The 17,942-nt window shown below is 70.2% G+C and carries 12 protein-coding genes and 2 pseudogenes; 7 read left to right on the top strand and 7 right to left on the bottom strand.

Annotation, left to right across the window (positions count from 1 at the left end; translation table 11 throughout):
- Positions 1-67 precede the first annotated feature (67 nt).
- The 4 genes and pseudogenes from ACZ6TI_RS40395 to ACZ6TI_RS40410 form a co-directional block, all read right to left on the bottom strand.
- Positions 68-859: pseudogene (locus ACZ6TI_RS40395) on the bottom strand (IS5 family transposase); the annotation flags it as partial.
- A gap of 470 nt (positions 860-1,329) precedes the next feature.
- Positions 1,330-2,018: pseudogene (locus ACZ6TI_RS40400) on the bottom strand (TRM11 family SAM-dependent methyltransferase); the annotation flags it as partial.
- A gap of 19 nt (positions 2,019-2,037) precedes the next feature.
- Positions 2,038-2,352, bottom strand: a complete 315-nt coding sequence (locus tag ACZ6TI_RS40405) for a hypothetical protein (protein WP_465350549.1) — start codon at positions 2,350-2,352, stop codon at positions 2,038-2,040.
- Entirely contained in the window at positions 2,349-2,834 is a 486-nt protein-coding gene (locus ACZ6TI_RS40410) for a hypothetical protein (protein WP_465350550.1), read from the bottom strand. Before ACZ6TI_RS40410 ends, ACZ6TI_RS40405 begins: the two co-directional genes overlap by 4 nt.
- A 416-nt stretch (positions 2,835-3,250) precedes the next feature.
- Here ACZ6TI_RS40410 and ACZ6TI_RS40415 point away from each other — a divergent pair, with 416 nt between their 5' ends.
- The 6 genes from ACZ6TI_RS40415 to ACZ6TI_RS40440 all read left to right on the top strand — a co-directional run bounded on the left by ACZ6TI_RS40415 (position 3,251) and on the right by ACZ6TI_RS40440 (position 11,993).
- On the top strand, positions 3,251-6,334 hold the full coding sequence (locus ACZ6TI_RS40415; RefSeq protein ID WP_465350551.1) for a winged helix-turn-helix domain-containing protein: 3,084 nt from the start codon (positions 3,251-3,253) through the stop codon (positions 6,332-6,334).
- 114 nt (positions 6,335-6,448) lie between these two features.
- Positions 6,449-7,270 (top strand): class I SAM-dependent methyltransferase, encoded by an 822-nt coding sequence (locus tag ACZ6TI_RS40420; protein WP_465350552.1) that lies wholly within the window; start codon positions 6,449-6,451, stop codon positions 7,268-7,270.
- Between the two features lie 8 nt (positions 7,271-7,278).
- Positions 7,279-7,614, top strand: a complete 336-nt coding sequence (locus ACZ6TI_RS40425) for a hypothetical protein (RefSeq protein WP_465350553.1) — start codon at positions 7,279-7,281, stop codon at positions 7,612-7,614.
- A gap of 248 nt (positions 7,615-7,862) precedes the next feature.
- Positions 7,863-9,368 carry an FAD-dependent monooxygenase gene (locus tag ACZ6TI_RS40430; RefSeq protein WP_465350554.1) on the top strand — a complete coding sequence of 502 codons (1,506 nt, stop codon included), beginning with the start codon at positions 7,863-7,865 and terminating at the stop codon, positions 9,366-9,368.
- A gap of 1,032 nt (positions 9,369-10,400) precedes the next feature.
- Positions 10,401-10,625 carry a hypothetical protein gene (locus ACZ6TI_RS40435; RefSeq protein ID WP_465350555.1) on the top strand — a complete coding sequence of 75 codons (225 nt, stop codon included), beginning with the start codon at positions 10,401-10,403 and terminating at the stop codon, positions 10,623-10,625.
- A 702-nt stretch (positions 10,626-11,327) separates the two neighbouring features.
- Positions 11,328-11,993 (top strand): response regulator, encoded by a 666-nt coding sequence (locus tag ACZ6TI_RS40440; RefSeq protein WP_465350556.1) that lies wholly within the window; start codon positions 11,328-11,330, stop codon positions 11,991-11,993.
- A 170-nt stretch (positions 11,994-12,163) separates the two neighbouring features.
- Here the strand turns inward: ACZ6TI_RS40440 and ACZ6TI_RS40445 are convergent, their stop codons facing one another.
- Entirely contained in the window at positions 12,164-13,372 is a 1,209-nt protein-coding gene (locus ACZ6TI_RS40445) for a monooxygenase (protein WP_465350557.1), read from the bottom strand.
- Between the two features lie 260 nt (positions 13,373-13,632).
- Between ACZ6TI_RS40445 and ACZ6TI_RS40450 the strand changes: the two genes are divergently transcribed.
- A complete protein-coding gene (locus tag ACZ6TI_RS40450) occupies positions 13,633-15,783 on the top strand; it encodes an MMPL family transporter (protein ID WP_465350558.1) in 2,151 nt (716 codons plus the stop codon).
- A gap of 55 nt (positions 15,784-15,838) precedes the next feature.
- Here ACZ6TI_RS40450 and ACZ6TI_RS40455 read toward each other — a convergent pair whose 3' ends face one another.
- Both ACZ6TI_RS40455 and ACZ6TI_RS40460 read right to left on the bottom strand, forming a co-directional pair.
- On the bottom strand, positions 15,839-17,260 hold the full coding sequence (locus ACZ6TI_RS40455) for a sensor histidine kinase (protein ID WP_465350559.1): 1,422 nt from the start codon (positions 17,258-17,260) through the stop codon (positions 15,839-15,841).
- Positions 17,257-17,940: a response regulator transcription factor gene (locus tag ACZ6TI_RS40460; protein ID WP_465350560.1), complete on the bottom strand. Its 684-nt coding sequence runs from the start codon at positions 17,938-17,940 to the stop codon at positions 17,257-17,259. The genes ACZ6TI_RS40455 and ACZ6TI_RS40460 overlap by 4 nt, the downstream gene beginning before the upstream one ends.
- Positions 17,941-17,942 lie beyond the last annotated feature (2 nt).

Consider the following 17,942-nt stretch of genomic DNA (forward strand, 5'->3'; position numbering starts at 1 on the left):
GATTCGGAACTTGCAGAACTTTTGGCGGCGTCAGGGCGCATGGGCGAAGTGACTGCGCTCTGGCGGCTAATCTTCGGCTCATTGTGTTAGCCATCGCCCACAGGATCATGGCCCTTGATCGCTGCGGCAAAGCCTCGTAGTCGCGAGCCAGCCGACGGTGCTGCATGAGCCAGCCGAAGGTCCGCTCAACGACCCAGCGGCGCGGCAACACGCGGAAGCCCTTCTCTGTCGGCCGGCGAGTAACCACCTCGACGTCGATGCCGTGCTGGGCGCCGTGCCGCCAGACCGCGGCCTGGTATCCGCCGTCGACCCACACCTTGCTGACCGCAGGATGCTCGGCTGCCACGACGTCGAGAAGATCCTTGCCGGCAGCGGTGTCCGAGACTGATGCTGCGGTGACCACGACGGCCAGCAGCAGCCCCAACGTGTCGGTCACGATGTGCCGCTTACGGCCTTTGATCTTCTTCGCGGCGTCGATGCCTTGCTCGGATTCCCTTACGTTGCAGGAGGTTTTGACGCTTTGCGCGTCGATCGTCGCCGCGCTCGGCGACCGATCGCGGCCTTCTGCGTCTCGCAGTCGGTGACGCAACAAATCGTGGATCTGCTGCGTCGTGCCGTCGCTTTCCCACTTGGCGTAGTAGTCGTAGACGGTCTTCGCGGGCGGGAAGTCGTGAGGCAGGTACTCCCAGGCAATTCCGGTGCGTGTGACGTAGAAGATGGCGTTCACGATCTCCCGCAGATCGTGCACTGGCTGACTGATTCCCAGTCCTGGCCGGGCTGCCCGCCACTGCGTCAGGACCGGTTCGATCAACGCCCACCGTGTGTCCGACAGGTCCGATCGATATGGACGCCGTTCCATCCCCATGTCTCACCAACGAGCCGCCACACCACCCGGCGGCAGCGGAACGCGAATCAACCCGTTAGAGGATCAGATGCCCTCTAAGACTGATTTGTGCGCTCCCAGGGTGAGCGCCACTACGTCGCGAACGTGGTCACCGTTCGGGCCGGGCATGCGCGGTGTTCTCCCAGCGTTTCTGCAGGCCGTCGATGAGGCGCTGTTCGACGGTGGGGCTGACGTCGCTATAGATGCCGCGGACTCCGGGTAGGCGATGGCCGAGGCGCTTTGCCTGAGCGACTTCGGGGACGCTGTCTTCGATGATCCAGGTCTTGTGGGTGTGTCGGAGGTCGTGGAAGTGCATGCCGGGGATTACGGGTGCGATGACCTTGCCCGGGTTGCCGTCGGTGGCGGGGCGCCAGTGGCGGCGGCTGAAGTTGGATCGGCGATGGAGGCCGCCGTCGGCGCCGACGAAGACGTGGGCGTGGTCGTGAGTGTCGAGATCGGCGCCAGGCAGTTCTGACCACGACGTGTCCGCCGGGGCGTAGCAGCGTCCGGCAGCCGGTGAGGATTTCGGTGGACCCGTCGGCGAGTTGGTCGTGGCTGCGGTAGGCGAGGTTGTCCGCACTGCCGTAGCGGTGGTGAATCTTGCGGACCTTGCCGCGCCGCGTGCCGGGGGTGCGGACGTGACCTTGGGTGGACGGCCCGTACGGTGGCGAGGTGATCACCAAAGCGACCCGGCCACGCAGGCTGGCCGGCACGAGCGTCGGCAGTCGGGTGGAATCGCCGGTGTAGACCTCACCGCGCCCCGGTGCCCCGGCGCCCCGGCCTGCTCGGTGTGTCGGACGTTGTCAGCGGCCTGGGCGGCCCATTCGGGTTCGTACTCCACGCCGATGCCCGTGCGGCCCAGCCGCATCGCCTCCACTACCGTGGTGCCGATGTCCGCCATCGGATCGAGCACCACCTCGCCGGGTGCGGTGTAGGTGCGGATGGCGTAGCGGGCGATCGTCGGGATCATCTTCCCGGGGTGCTCCATCGACTCCGGGGTGTACCGACCGCGCCGCAGGTCACGCGAGGCCGTCTGGCCGGTCAGCCACACCGAACCCAGGTAGCCCGCAGCGAGCAGCGTTGCCCGGTCGGCCGCGTCGGTCGTGAACCGATCGGCACCCTGGAGAGCGACGATGCCGAACGGCGAACGCAGTTCAGGCACGGGCGGTCTCCTGTCCGGTGGCGGTGCTGGCGAAGACGAGCAGGTCCCGGAAGGTCGGCACGTGGCGGCCGTCGAAAAGCCGCCGTCCGTCGTCGGCCTCGTCGGGCCGTTCCGGCTCGGTGCGCGGCTCGTGCTCCGGAAGGCCCACCCGCACGAACGGGAGGTGCTGGTGGTAGAGCAGTCCGGCCGCGCGGGCGGCGGCTATGACCGTCGAGCGGTGGCTGACCGTGCCCGGCTGGGGTCCGGGGGCGGTCAGCGCCGAGACGAGGAACCCGCCGGGGCGCAGCAACGGCCGCCACGAGCTCATGGCCCGGGTAATGCCGTGCAGGTCCAGGCTGTACGCCCGGCGCGAGGCAGCGTGACCAGGACGAGGTTGGCGCCCGGCCCGGGTCGGCGCACCACGCGACGAGGCCAGCGGCCATTCGGCGGTGGCACGAGTCGGACCCGAGGACCGTGGCGGCCGGCGACGATCCGCGCCGGGGCGCGCCGTAGGTACCGGGCCGCCTCGATGACACCGGGGTGCCCGTCGAGGTCGACCACGACGTCCCCGAAGCGGGTGTAGCGGCGGATCAGGTAGGCGAGGGTGGCCGAGGGCAGGCCGTTCCAGTCCGGCGCGGCCACGGCCGTGCGACCGTGACGCGGCGTCTCGGGCTGGAGGCAATCAGTGGTCGGGATGCTGACTCGCACGGCCGGATCGGCCGCGAAGCCGATCTCGCCGCCGCACGGTCGCACTCCTCGCGCGATGAGGCGGGCTGGATCTCGGGTGTTGATCGTGCTGCGGTGGCTCATGGCCGGGCATCTGGGATCGCGTCCGTGCTGGAGGGTGTGGGTCGAGCCCATTGGTACGACTCCGAGGTTCCCGAGTAGCTGCGGTCATTGGCCGATGGTGGTGTCTACGACGCTGCGACGTTGTTGGCGAGGCTGGTGGTGCGCTCCTGGATCACAGCCCGTAGCTGGGTGCGACACTCGAAACGTGTTGTGCGTTGTACCCGTCCACAGTTGACAACTCGGCCTGCAGCCACACCGTTGGGCGGGGCGCCGCCGGGCAGACCGCCGGCCGTGAGGCCCGCCGGCCTGGCCGCGCCGCTCCCGCCGGGGCCGCCGGGACGGGATTGTCGTCGCCTCGACCAGGCGGTGGGCTGTTGGGTAGGTTGGGTACTCGGGCTCTGGATCGGGACGGGCAGGGAATGAGACAGATCCCTTCTGTGGCGGACGGGCTGCTGCAGGGAACCGCGGCCTCCGGGACCGCCGGCCTGGCCGTCGGCTCGCCGGCCTGGTTCGCGTGGCTCGCCGGCGACGCCGCCCGATCGTTTTCATTCCGGTCACCCGCGGGGCAGTTCACCGCGCGGAGAGAACGCCGGCAGCGTGGCGGCAGCTACTGGGTCGCCTACCGAACGGCCGCCGGCCGTCAACACAAGATCTACCTGGGCAGGGGTGCGGAACTCACACCCGAGCGCCTGGCCGAGGCGGCCGCCACGTTGGCCACACGCATCGCCGGCGCCGCCCCTGGTGCATCGCCGAACCGGGAAACGTCGGCGGGCCCGGCAATCCAGGACACCGACAGTGTCCTGCTGTTGACCACCCGCCTGTTCATGCCCCGACCGCGTCCGGACCTGGTGTCCCGCCCCCGGCTCATCGCTCGCCTCAACGCCGGCTTGGACGCGAGTCGCTGCTCGCTGCTGTCGGCCCCGGCCGGTGCAGGCAAGACCAGCCTGCTGGCCGCCTGGCTCGCCCAGGTCGACCGTCCGGTTGCGTGGCTCGCGCTCGACGAGCGCGACCGGGCGGCCGACCAGGTGCTCCGCTATCTGGTCGCCGCGTGCCGGACGATCGCGCCCGGCTGCGGGCGGGGGGCGTTGGCCTGGCTCGACGGCCCGCGGCCCCTGCGGCCCGAGGTCGTGGTCACCGAGCTGGTCAACGACCTGGCTGCGTTGCCCGCTCCGAGCGTCCTGGTCCTGGACGACTACCACCTCGTGCGGGACCCGGCGGTGCATGCCGCGGTCGTCTTTCTGCTCGATCACCTGCCACCGGCGCTGCATCTGGTGATCGCCAGCCGCGAGGACCCACCGCTGCCGCTGCCACGGCTGCGGGCCCGCCGCCAACTCGTAGAGGTGCGGGCCGCCGATCTGGGCTTCAGCGTCGAGGAGGCGACCGCATTCCTGGACGCGGGCCTGGGGCTGCGCTTGCCCGCGACGCAGGTGGCGGCGCTGGTCGAGCGCACCGAGGGCTGGGCAGCCGGGCTGCAGCTGGCCGGGCTGGCCTTGCGCGACCGGCCCGACCCGGCGGCGTTCGTGGCCGCCTTCTCCGGCGGACACCGGCTGGTGGCCGACTACCTGCTGGCCGAGGTGCTGGAGCGCCAGCCGCCGCCGATTCGGCGCTTTCTGCTGGCCACCAGCGTGCTCGATCGGCTGTGCGCCCCGCTGTGCGACAGCCTGATGACGGCCGACGCCGCGAACAGCCAGGAGGCCCTGGACGAGCTGGAGCGGGCGAACCTGTTCCTGGTGCCGCTGGACGACGAACGGGTGTGGTACCGCTATCACCACCTGTTCGCCGACGCGTTGCGGCCCCGCCTGGCCCGCGAGGCAGGCCCGCCGGCGGTGGCCGCCCTGCACCGGCGGGCCAGCGCCTGGTTCGGGCGGGAAGGGCTGCTGCCCGAGGCGATCGGCCATGCGCTTGCCGGCGGCGCGACCGAGGATGCCGCGACCTGGATCGAAGCGCTGACGCCCACCATGTTTGCGACCATGAGTGTCCACCAGGCGCTGGCGGACTGGTTGGCGGCGCTGCCCGAACCCGTCGTCCGCGCCCGGCCAATGCTCTGCCTGGTGCGGGCCTGGCTGCTGATCCACCGGGTCGAGCTGGAACCGGCCGCCGGCTGGATCGACGCGGCCGAACGCGCTCTGTCGGCGGTCGACGACGATGCACGCAGCGCGCTCGCAGCCACGCGTGCGTACATGGCCACTGTCGTGCCGGACACGGCGCCGGACCGGGCCGTGGCGTGGGCGGAACGGGCGCTGGCCGACCTCGGCGCCGACAACGCAGCCTTCCGCGGCATCGCCGGCATCAGCCTGGGGCAGGCCGCTCTCGCGTTGGGCCGGCTCGACCGGGCCGAAGGGGCGTTCGCGCAGGCCGCGGCTGCCGAAAGGGCGGCCGGGGTGGTCCAGGGCAGCCTGACGGCAAGCACGCAGCAGGTCAATGTCCAGCGACTGCGCGGCCGTCGCCGGCAGGCGCTGGCCGCCGGGCGGGCTGCCCTGGCGTGGGCCGGTGAGCACGTCACGCCGTCGACCGTGGGGCGGCTGCAGACGGTCCTGGCAGAGCTGCTCCTCGACGAGAACGACCTGACGGCAGCCCTGCCGTTGGCAACCGATGGGCTGGCTGTCCTGCGCGAGTTCGGGAACGCGCCGCCGCTGGTGCTGCTCGCGAGCCTGCCGATGGTCAGGCTGCACCTGGCCCACGGCGAGACAGCGGCAGCGGACGCCGTGTTGGCCGAGGTGCGGCCGCTCGTCCAGAACGGGCCGTTCGCGATGGTGACCCAGATGCTGGCGGCGGCCGAGGCGCGCGTGCGGCTGGCCGACGGTGCCGGGGCCGCTGCTGTCGCCTGGGCCGACGCGGCCGCCTGGACCGCCCCGGTCGAACCGCCCGCGCTGTCGGACCTGTTCAGATTCGCCGCCGCCGCCGTCGAGGCCATAGGCGTCACGCCACCGCGAATCCTGATCGCGCAGGGACAGGTCAGCGGCGACGCCGCCCTGTTGCACCGGGCGCAACAGCATCTGGAATCCGCCCGGCGGCTAGCGGAGAGGCACGGCCTGGGCTGGCTCGGGCTCAGGGTGTCGATCCTCCAGGCGCTGCTCGACAACGCTCAGGGCGACCCTGAGGCGGCGCTCGCGTCGTTGGCGGTGGCGGTCGCTCAGGCCGAGCCGGAAGGCGTCATCCGACCGTTCGTCGACGAGGGCGAGGCGATGGGCACGCTCTTGGCCGACCTGCGCGCGGCGGCGCGCGATCCGCGCGGGCCGGTGGGCGGCTTGTCACTGCCCTATGTGGACACTCTGCTGGCGGCCTTCCCGAGCCAACCGGCGCTGCCGCACCGGGCCGGGCTCCTCGAACCGTTGACGGTGCGGGAGCTGGACGTGCTGCGGCTGCTCACCGCCGGAGGATCCAACGCCGAGATCGCGGCTGCTCTGTTCGTGGAACAGAGCACGGTCAAGACCCACCTGATCCACCTGTACAGCAAGCTCGGCGTCGGCAGCCGCACCCAGGCGGTGGCCCGGGCCCGTTCGCTGCGGCTGGTGGACTGATCCCGGTCGCAGGTTTCCACCCCGCGCTCCACCCTCCGGTTGAGGTGCCGCTGCGGCGGCGCCGCCAAGCTGACGGCCAAGCAAATCCCACAACGACCGAGAGAGGTCGAACCAATGTCCATCACTCTGCCGACCTTCACGCGGCTCGAGGAGAGCTTGTGGCTGACGCTGTGCGCCAGGGCCCTCGACAACCGCTCAGCACATCCCGTCCTCGGCGACGCTATGGCCGACCAGATCGTCCGCACCCTCGACTACGACTACGGCAAGCTCAACATCGACGCCAACCTCGTGCTCAGCGCGGCGCTGCGGGCCAAGAAGCTGGACCAGGTGACCGCCGCCTTCGTGGCCCGCCACCCGGATGCGGTCGTGCTTGACCTCGGCGCCGGGCTCGACACCCGCCTCGCGCGCCTGTCCGTCCCGGCCACGGTCGACTGGTACGACGTCGACTTCCCCGCGGTCGCCACGGCCCGGAACAGCGTGATCCCGGAACACCCCAACGGGCACGTCATCGGCGCGGACGTGCGGGACCCGGATTGGCTGGACGCCGTCCCGCGCGATCGGCCCGCCCTGATCGTGGCCGACGGACTGATGGGGTTCCTCACCCACGACGAGATGGAGACGTTGTGGAACCGGCTCATCAGCCATTTCCCGAGCGGCGAGTTCGTCTTCAACGCCTACACCCGGTTTGCCGTCTGGGTGGCCCGGCACGCTCGCGGCTCCAAGTCGGTCGCCGACATGATCGAGTTTCCCGGCATGGACGACCCCCACGAACCGGAAGGCTGGAACCCCAAGCTGCACCTGGTCAGCGAGATCGTACTCAGCCGGCAACCGGAGGTCGCCGAGTTCCCGCGGTTCTTGCGCCTGTTCCACCGGCTGATCGCCCACAGCACCATCTTGTCCCGGATGGCGAGCTTCGTCCTGCACTACCGCTTCTGAGACAGACCGTGAGCGCACCGGAGCGTCCACCTGCCCGCTACCGCATCCGCATCCGCGGCCACATCGATCCGGCCTGGTCGACCTGGCTCGACCACCTCGCGGTCACCCCGGCCGACGACGGCACGACCGAACTGGCCGGCCCGCTGATCGACCAGGCGGCCCTGTACGGCCTGCTGGCCCGCCTGCGCGACTTGGGCGCGACCCTCCTGCTGGTCGAGCGCCTGACGGCGGAACCGCAGCAGCCCCAGACCCGCAGACGATCCGGTCGTGAACCTTCCTGTCCGCGGCCCGGACCCGACTCACCTGACCGCCGATACGACACGACCACCCGGAGCCCGCCATGACCCGGACGCACCCACACCGGACCACGCGGACCGCAACACGCGGTCACCGCGGACCGGCGGCCCGCCAGCTCAACATCGCCGCCGGCGCCGGGTTCGTCCGCACCGGCCTGGTGGCGGGCCTTCTGCACGTGGCGACCGGCACTGCGTTCACCGCCGACGTCTTCGTCGTCGGCAACGTGCCCGTCGGGTGCGGCGTCGTGACCCTACCGATAAACCAAGGCCGACAATCAACCAGACAGGAGTGACCGATGACCCACCCCGACGTGATCGTGGTCGGTGCCGGACCGACCGGCCTCATGCTCGCCTGTGAACTCGCTCTGGCCGGCGTCCGCTGTCGCGTGCTGGAACAGCGCGCCACGCAACCCAACATCACCCGCGCCTTCGCCGTCCACGCCCGTACCCTCGAACTGCTCGACGCCCGCGGGCTCGCCGACGACCTGGTCCCGCGCGGTGTGCCGGTCCGGGAGATAGCCCCGGCACCCGGCGCCACCCTTGATCTCCGCGAAGTCGACACCCGGTACCAGATGATCCTCATCGCCCCGCAAAGCGCCACCGAGCACCTGCTGGAGGCACGCGCGCGCACCCTCGGTGTCGAGATCCTCCGCGGGGTCGAGGTCGTCGGTCTGCGGCAGGACACCACCACGCACGTCGTCCTGCAACTCGCCGACGGTGGCACCGAAACAGCCCGCTACGTCGCCGGTTGCGACGGCGCACATAGCGTGATCCGCGGCCTGCTCGGCATCGACTTCGTCGGCATGCAGTACGAGACCCACATCCTGCTCGCCGACGTGCAGCTAACCCATCCGCCGGAGGAGGCCATGTTCGCCCGAACCAGCGGCGAAGGCGCCGTGGTCGTCGTGCCGTTCGGGGACGGCTGGTTCCGTGCCATCGTCTGGGACCGGCAACGCGAACAGGTACCACTGAACGTCGCGCTGCCGATGGACGAGATGCGCGACGCGTTCGCCCGCATCGCCGGCACCGACTTCGGGATGCGCGAACAACGGTGGAGCTCACGGTTCCTCAGCGAACGCCGCCAGGCCCGGCACTACCGCGTCGGCCGGGTGTTCCTCGCCGGCGACGCCGCCCACGTGCACTCCCCACTCGGCGGGCAGGGCATGAACACCGGCATCCAGGACGCAATGAACCTCGGCTGGAAGCTCGCCGCCGCCGTGCGGGGCCGAGCACCGGACTGGCTGCTCGACAGCTACGAATGCGAACGGCACCCGGTCGGCACGCGGGTACTCGCGTTGACCGACAACTTCAACCGCCTCGTCCTCGGCCGCTCCGCAGCACGCCGGGCCATGCAGGCCACCGCGATCCGGCTGATCCTGCGTTGGCGTCGCACCCGGATGCTCATGGCCGGCCGACTCACCGGCCTGTCCATCGCCTATCCCGCCCCCGATCGCGGCGCCCACCCGTGGACCGGGCGACGGGCACCAGACCTGACGTGCGGCGACTGCCGGCTGTACGAGGCGCTGCGCGACGGCCGGTTCCTGCTCGTCGACAGCACCGCCGGCGGCATCGCCGCCGACACCATCGCCGACGGGCTTCCACAGCTTCGTGCCCTGCGCCTCCAGAGCGCGACACAACCCGCCGCATTCCTCGTCCGACCCGACGGCTACCTTGCCTGGGCAGCAGACGACCGACCGGACACTGCTGCCGCGGCCCGCGCCGCCGTCACGCGATGGTGCGCCGCTGAGAGCGCGCCCCTAGGAGCTGGCAGTTCGACCATCCGTGAATCACCTCGCCGCTGACGATGCACATTGCGAGACCCACCCAGATCGGTAGTTCCCGATCGGCGGGTGTGGACGACGAAAACGGCCCACCTCCCCATCTGGGAGCCGCCGGGTCCTGGTACGAGAGACGCCGACCGGTCCGGACCCTTCCGAAACAGCGGATCACTCCCGGATCACACCCGGGTCCATGGTGGACAGGCGACGAGAGGCGGTTGATCTATGTTTCCGCAGCCCAACCGCCTCTTGATGGCGCGCGCCCGAAGGGACTCAAACCCGAGCGGCCTGTAACCGTCGCCAAATCGAGAGATCGACGGGCCCTTCACCACCGCGACCCGAGCCACCGTGAGCGGGCACGGAGCCGAGAACGGCTCGGGCCTGTCCACCGGCTGTTCTGCGGCCGGCGGGGAACCGCCGCCGGTCCCGCCACGGCGCATTCAACACACTTCCGCGCACGGAACAGGGCCGATATAGAAAGCTTCTCCACCGCACTACTTCGGCTACTTATCCGTGCACGTGACCATGCCGTCCTGCGACCCTTGGGCGGCGCGGCGGCGTGACCGGACGGGCTTTGGGCGGGCACGGCGCCGATCAGGTACAGGGCTTGTAGTCACGCTCGCGGCGCGGTCCTCACGGCGGCTATTCGATCTCCGGTGTGCCCGGGGGGTCACCTGGCGGTCGTAGCCGGGCTCATCGGAGTGGGCCTATGCCGCTACGACGAAGAGATGACGCGCCGCGCCAACGGGGCCTACGAGCGCGACAACCCGGACGCAACCACCAGGCAACGCGAACACGGCTGGTACCTGCCGAACGACGACTAGCCGGGGCGTGTTCAGGCGGCGATCGCCGCGCTGAAGTGTTTGTGCACCTTCGATACTCACCGGATACCGTGCGGGGCAGCACGGATCGGGCGCCAGCCCGCACCGCCTTGGCTCCCGCGAAGACGGTGGCGTCGTCGAGCAGCGCGATCACCGTGGTGGTGGGCGCAGCGGACAGACGTCGCAGAAGATCCCAGTCCGACTCGGCCCGGATCGACAGGAGCACACAGCAGTCGTGCCGGCGCGACACCCAGCGCACCACATCGGCGGGCGTATCCACGACGCGGCCTGCGGCCGCCAGCGTCCGGCGATCAGCCGCACGCAGCACGATCTCATTCTCGGGCTGGCACGGCAGCATCCGGGGTGGACAGCCCGCGACATTCACCGCTGTATCCGGCACGAGATCGGCCGCAATGACGTTTCGCTGAAAGTGATCAAGCGGGTGCTCACGAAGGGATGACGAGAACGGATATCCGACACCCGCCCGTCGACACGATGTGCCACCTTGTCGTGACGCTCGTCTGTTTGGGCAGTCGCCGCGCGCGGGTGCGGGAAGCGCCGCGCACCCTCAGTGGTGCGGGAGCCGAGGACCGCGCCGATGTCAGCGGCGAACCGAAGACAGGCGGTCACGGCGTTGACAGTCATGATTCACCAGTGGTGGTCGGGTGACCGGGGCCGTAGCGCCGATGCTGGTGATGGTTCGGGTCGGCGCTACGGCAGGTGGACCGGTGATCCGGTCAGGATGTGCGTCTGCGGACGGCCGTTAGCGTCACGATTGGCCCCTGAGCTGCGGGTATGCGGTTCTTATTCTGCCAACGATGGTCCACTCGGGTTTTGCTCGCGATCATTTCGCGATCTGGCATTTGCGCCCTGGTCGAGATATCGGCCGGGGCTCCTTGCTGTTTATTTCGATCTTGTCGAGCGCGAGGTCGCAGAGGGCTGCGCGTGCACGACAGCGGCCCGCCGACGAACCCGCGCCCTCGGCCAACCGGCCTGAGCGCCGCTTTAACAGTTGTCTCAGGATCGCTCGGTATGAAGTAGGCATCGCCGGGCGATGCGGGTCTCGGCCTCGCCGGCGTGGCCGAACGCGCCGCGCTTCACGGCGGCACGGTTCAGCGCCGGCCCTGTACCGGACAGCCGCGACCCTGAAAGGCAGCCATTCATGATCTCTGTGCTCGTGGCGGACGGCCAGCCGCTGCAGCGCTTCGGCTTTCGTATGCTGCTGGAGAACACCCCCGACACCGAGATCGTCGGCGAGGCCGAGAACGGCGCCGAGGCCGTTCGTCGGATCACCGAGCTGCGTCCCGACGTGGTGCTGATGGACATCCGCATGCCGGGCGTCGACGGGATCGAGGCCACCCGGCGCATCGTCGCTGCCGGTGGGCGTTCGCGGGTCCTGGTGCTGACGACGTTCGACTCGGACCGGTACGCGTTCGCCGCGCTGCGGGCCGGGGCGAGCGGTTTCCTGCTCAAGGACATCCGCCCGGAGGAACTGCTCGCCGGCATCCGGGCCGTCGCCGCCGGGGACTCGGTGATCGCGCCGGCGCTGACTCGGCGGCTGCTCGACGCGTTCGCCGACCAGCTCGACGATGACCTCTGCGGGCCCGTGCGGGAGGATCCCCGGTTGGACTTCCTGACCGACCGCGAACGCGAGGTTCTCGTCGCCATCGGCCACGGCCTCACCAACGGCGAGATCGCGCAACGGTTCACGCTGTCGGAGTCGACGGTGAAGACCCACGTCGGGCGGGTCCTCGCCAAGATCGGCGCACGGGACCGGATCCAGGCCGTCATCCTCGCCTACAACCTGAGACTCACGCGGCCGGTTTAGCACTTCATCTCGCGCGTCCGTCGAGAGCGCGACCGTAGTTCTCAGCCGCTCCGCTGTCGGTCCGCCTGCAGCCGCCCACGTCACCGCCCGTTCAGTGCGGGATGTGTGTGAGCTCAGCGCCGCTTTCGGCTCGTCGACCTCAGGTGAGTTCACACACGTTCGACGCATCGTCAGGACTTGCGGGGGGAGACCGCCATGATGCCAATGCACATCTCGTCGCTGGTGCCGTCGCCCCACACAACGTAGCGGGGCGGCAGCTTCTTCAGCTGCGGCACCTGTTTGCGCAGCCCGGCGTCGTGCGTACACGTCACCCGCAGCGTGTCCCCCGGACCGATCTCCACCGGCGACGGCAGCTTCATCAGCCGCTGGTTGTCGAAGTCGAACTGCGGCACGTCGAGCACGACCTTGGCGTTCGGCGTGCCCGGGTTGAGTTCGACCTTGATGGCCCGCCCGAGCATGTGCATGTGGCCGAAACCGGCGAACAGCGTCGCCGGCGCCTCCACCTTGTGGTCGCAGGTCTGGGTGTCATCGGGCTTCGGCGCGCCGCCCTGGTTGCATTCCTCCACCTGATCGTCCGCCATTTCGCCGACCTCCGGCCCGAACCGCTTCGTCACGTCCGCGATCGAGGCCGCCCGGTCACAGAGCGGACCCGACTCGTCGGCGGTGCAGGGCAGGTCGGTCGGCGCGTCGAGCGACCACGTTTCGAGTTCCCGGGTCTGGGGCGTGCCGTCCGTCAGCCGCAGCCGCACCGCCGAGCGGTCCGGCCCGGTCGGCTTGCCGTCGGTCGCGAGCAGGTTGTAGTGGATCTGGAGGACGATCAGGCCGCCCGGCTCCAGCTTGTAGCCGGCGTCCTGGTCGAGCAGCGTCTCCGTGGCACCCGGCGCCCAGGTGTCCACCCACGCCGCGTCCCCCTCCTCGACCTCGGCGCCGGCCACGCCGGTTCCGCCGAAACACTGCCAGCCGAGACCAGGGGTCTTCGCGTCCTGCTTGCGCACCGCGGCAGCGCCGCCCGGCGGAACCGCGTACACGATGGCGTGGTGCGCGATGGCGACGTTCTCCGGTGTGAATTGGGTCCCGGTCAGGAACGCCGTCTTGGTCAGGCCCGGATCGATCATCTGGCACCGGTACTCGTCCGAGCCGCCGCCCTCCGGCGGCGTGGGCGTGTAGGCCTCGGCCATCTTCAGGTCCAGGAACCGCTCGCCGGCGCGCAGCGGCTGCGGTGGAGTCGACGACCCGCCCGCGTGCATGCTGTGCGGGCCGGCCGCTGGGGGCGCCGCACTGTCGGCGTCCGACCCGCAGGCGGCGACAGCAGCGAACGCTGTCACCAGCGTCATGGCGCCCGCCGCGAACTTCCACCGTGGACTGTCAGGATTCCTCATAGCCCGAACGCTAGGACCGATTCCGTCTCGTCTCGTCGTACCGCGGTCGTCATCGTCGGGAGGGAGGCGGTACCGCGGTACTACTCCCGGAGCGCCGTTCGACACCCGCACGAGAGCCGTGCCGCGTTGCTCATCCGGTCCGACGGCTGTGTCGCCTGGGCTTTGCCAACCGGCCTGATCACCGGATTAACGGTCGTCTCAGATTCGCTCGGTACGAAGTCGGCCTCAGACAAGCGATGCAACTCGTCAGGAGGCTATTGATGTCAGTCAACGCAGCGCCGCCCAGGGAAGCGCCGCCCGGTCGGTTGGCCGGCCGGTGGGTGCCGTGGCTGGTGATCGGCTTGTGGCTGGCGCTGGCGGCGGTCATGGTGCCGTTGAGCGGGAAGTTGAGCTCGGTCACCACCGACAAAGCCGTGGACGCCCTGCCGGCCAGTGCCGAGTCGACCAAGGTGGCGGTGCTGGAGGACAGTCTTCCCAGCGGTGAGGACAACACGTTCGTCTTCGTGTACCACCGCGCCGGCGGCTTGACCTACGCCGACCGCGCAACGGTCGAGCGCCAGTACAACACCCTTGCCAAGCGGTACCCGCCGAAGACGGCGGCGGCCGGCGAGGACGACGACGAGGGTTCCCCGATCAGGCCGTCCAACAACGGCAAGGCGATGATGTTCAGCCTCGATGTGGACACGACCTACGGCGCACCGGAGGACATCGTCGGCCCGTTGCGTGACGCCGCTAAGGACCGCCCCGCCGGCCTGGAGCTCGAGGTGACCGGCCCGGCCGCGATCGACGGTGACATGGACGCCGTCTTCGACGGCATCGACCTGCAGGTCTTCCTCACCACCGTCATCGTCGTCACGGTCCTGCTCATCCTCACCTACCGCAGCCCGGTGTTGTGGTTCGTCCCGCTGGTGGCCGTGGGTGTGGCCGCACTGACCGCGATGGCGACCGTCTACCTGCTCGTCAAGGGCTTCGGTATCGTGGTCGACAACCAGAACTCGGCGCTGCTGACGATCCTGGTGTTCGGCGTCGGCACGGACTACGCGCTGCTGCTCATCGCTCGATATCGGGAGACACTGCACCACCACGAGAACGTCCGTGTCGCGATGGTCCACGCGCTCCGCGGCGCGGCGCCGGCCATCGTCGCGTCCGCGGCCACCGTGGTCGCCGGCCTGCTCTGCCTGCTCGTCGCGGACCTGAACAGCATCAGCGGGTTGGGCCCGATCGGGGCGGCCGGCATCCTGTGCGCGCTGGTTGCCATGCTGACGCTGTTCCCGGCGGTGCTCGTGGTGCTCGGCAGGTGGATCTTCTGGCCGGCCATCCCGCGGTTCAGCACGGCCGTGCAGGAGAAGCCGGGGCTGTGGGGACGGCTCGGCACCGCCATCAACCGCCGCCGGTGGGTGGCGACGCTCGGCTCGCTCGGAATCCTCGGCGTGCTCGCCATCGGGCTGACGGGCAACACCGGCGCCCTGCGGGAGCAGGACCAGTTCCTGACCCCGCCGGAGTCGGTCACCGGCTTCACCGTTCTCCGCCAGCACTTCCCGGAGCTGGGCGGCCAGCCGATGACGATCTACACGCGGCCGGCGTACCAGCAGCGGGTGCTCGCCATCGTCAAGCGCACTCCCGGCGTGGCAATGGCTGAGCCGGGCCAGACCAGCGGAGGCTGGGCCGACATCTCCGTGTTCCCGACCGACGCGCCGGACACCGCCGCGGAGTACGACACGATCAAGCGGGTGCGCACCGCCGTGCACGCGGTGAACGGGGCGGAGGCGATCGTCGGCGGGCCGAGCGCGGAGAACCTCGACACCGAGGTGACCACCAGCCGCGACGAGAAGCTGGTGATCCCGCTGGTGCTCGCCGTCGTCCTGATCGTCCTCGGGCTGCTGCTGCGAGCGATCGTGGCCCCGCTGATCTTGATGGCCACCGTGATCGTCTCGTTCGCCGCGGCCTTCGGCGGCAGCGTGTTCGTCTTCGACACGATCCTCGGGTTCAAGGGCGTCGACTATTCGGTGCCGCTGCTGGCATTCCTGTTCCTGGTGGCGCTCGGCGTCGACTACAACATCTTCCTGGCCAGCCGGGCCCGGGAGGAGACCGTGCGTCTCGGCACCCGAGAGGGCATGCTCAAAGCCCTCTCGGCCACCGGTGGCGTCATCACCTCGGCAGGCCTGGTCCTGGCGGCCACGTTCGCGGTCCTCACCTCACTTCCGCTGGTGATGCTGATCGAGGTCGGGTTCCTGGTCGCCTTCGGCGTGCTGCTCGACGCCCTGCTGGTGCGGTCGGTCCTGGTGCCCGCACTCACCCTGCTGATCGGCCGGCGAATGTGGTGGCCGAGTCGGCTGTCCCGTCCGACGCCGGAGCCGCCGAACGCCCGACACTCGCTCGCCGACGACGAGGAGCCCGCGCTGCAACGGTGAGCGGGGCTGCACGGACGAGGGTCCGGGACGGGGACCATGCCCGTCCCGGATCTTTTCATGGGCGCGCGATCGGGGCGGGCGGGGCCGCGGCCGGAAGGTCGACCCGAAGCAGCGCGCCACCGCGTGTGGAACGGGCGACGGTGGCCCGGCCGCCGTGGGCGTCGACGACCCGCTGCACGATCGACAGCCCGAGACCGGATCCCGGCAACGCCCGGGCGCTGTCGGCACGGTAGAACCGGTCGAATACCCGCGGTACGTCGGCGGCGTCGATGCCCGGCCCGGCGTCGTCGACCTCGAGCACCGCCGACGCGCCCTCGGTACGGAGCCGGACCTGGACCGGCTGGTCCGCGGGGGACCACTTGCCGGCGTTGTCGATGAGGTTGAGCACCGCCCGCTGGAGCGCAGCGGGACGCCCGCTCGCCCACACGGAGGTCACGTCGAGCGCGACCTCGATGTCGGGCACGCGGGAACGCGCCCGGGTCGCGGCGGCCACCACCACGTCGGCGAGGTCGATCAGCTCGGTGCTCTCGTCGCTGACGTCACCGCGTGCCACCTCAGTCAGCTCGGCGGCGAGGGTGCTCAACTCGGCCACCTGGGCACCGAGATCGTTGAGCAGCCGGGTCCGGCTCTCCGCCGGCAATGCGCTGTTCAGGGTGCCGCGCCGATCGAGCCGGATCAGCAGCTCGACGTTGAGGCGCAGGCTGGTGAGCGGGGTCTTGAGCTCGTGGGCGGCGTCCTCGGCGAGCAGCCGCTGGGCCTGCCGGGAGTCCCGGAGCGCGGCGAGCATGTCGTTGATCGACTGGATCAGCCGCCGGATCTCCCCACCGCCCTCATCCGGGATGTCGGCGTCGAGATCCCGAGTGTGCGCGACACGTGCCGCGGCGGCGGTCAGCCGGTCGATCGGTGCCAGCCCGGTCCGCGCCACGGTCCGTCCGACGAGGGCGCCGCCGACCACGCAGAGCAGCCCGATCAGCAGCATGCCGAACCCGAACTGGTTGATCGGGGTGTCGTCGGCAAGGTCGGCCACCTGGACCGCGCCGTCGACCGCCCGCAGCGTGTAGATGCGGTAGCCGTCGTTCCAGTCGGTCGACTCCAGCAGGTCGGTCGACGCGCCCTGCGCCACGCGCCTTGCGTGCTCGCTGACCGGGGGCAGCGCGGGTTGGCCGGCCGGCGTCCGGGTCGAGCCGTCGGGGAGGATGACCCGCACCAGCCGACCGGATCCGGGATACGGCGGTAGCTCGACCTGCGCCAGACCGGCGCGCTCCGCGTTCGTCGCCAGGACGCGGGAGTCGGCGCGTAGCTGTTCCTCGGCAGTGTCCTGCAGCTTCCGGTCCATTAGCTCGCTGGCCACTTGGAAGGCCAAGAACACGCTGACCGCGATGGCCGTCGCCGCGATCACCGTCAGCCTGGTCCGCAGGGACCGCCGGCGCCACCATCGGGTCAGCCGGCGCGGTTCCCAGCGGGCGTGCCTGCTCACGGAGGAGTCTCCCGCAACGTGTATCCCAGGCCGCGCAGCGTGTAGATCAATCGCGGCTCACCCTCGGCTTCCATCTTGCGGCGCAGGTAGCTCACGTACACCTGGAGGTTGTTGGCGGTGGCGCTCATGTCGAAGCCCCAGATCGCCTCGAACAGCGCGTCGCGGGTCAACACCCGGGTCGCGTTGCGCACGAGGACCTGCAGGAGGGAGAACTCGGTGCGGGTCAAGCGCAGCGGCCGCCCGCCCCGCCACGCCTCGAACCTGTCGGGATCGAGCCGGACGTCGGCGAACGACAGGATCTGCGACTCCCCATCGCCCGGCGTGCGTCGGCGCAGGAGGGCCCGCACCCGGGCCAGCAACTCCTCGGTGGCGAACGGCTTGGGCAGGTAGTCGTCGGCGCCCGCGTCGAGCCCCGCGACCCGGTCGGAGACCTGGTCACGGGCGGTCAGCATCAGCACCGGCAGATCCCGGCCCGCGGCCCGCAACCGCCGGCAGGTCTCCAACCCGCCGAGGCGGGGCATCATCACGTCGAGGATCAGCAGATCCAGCGCGTCACCGCCGGCCCCACCGACCCCGTCGAGCACAGCGAGACCGTTGGCGACGCTGCTGGTGTCATAACCCTCGACCTGGAGCACCCGCTCCAACGACTCACGGATGGCCCCGTCATCGTCCGCGATCATGA

It is taken from the genome of Actinoplanes sp. NPDC051388 (genome assembly GCF_055586225.1).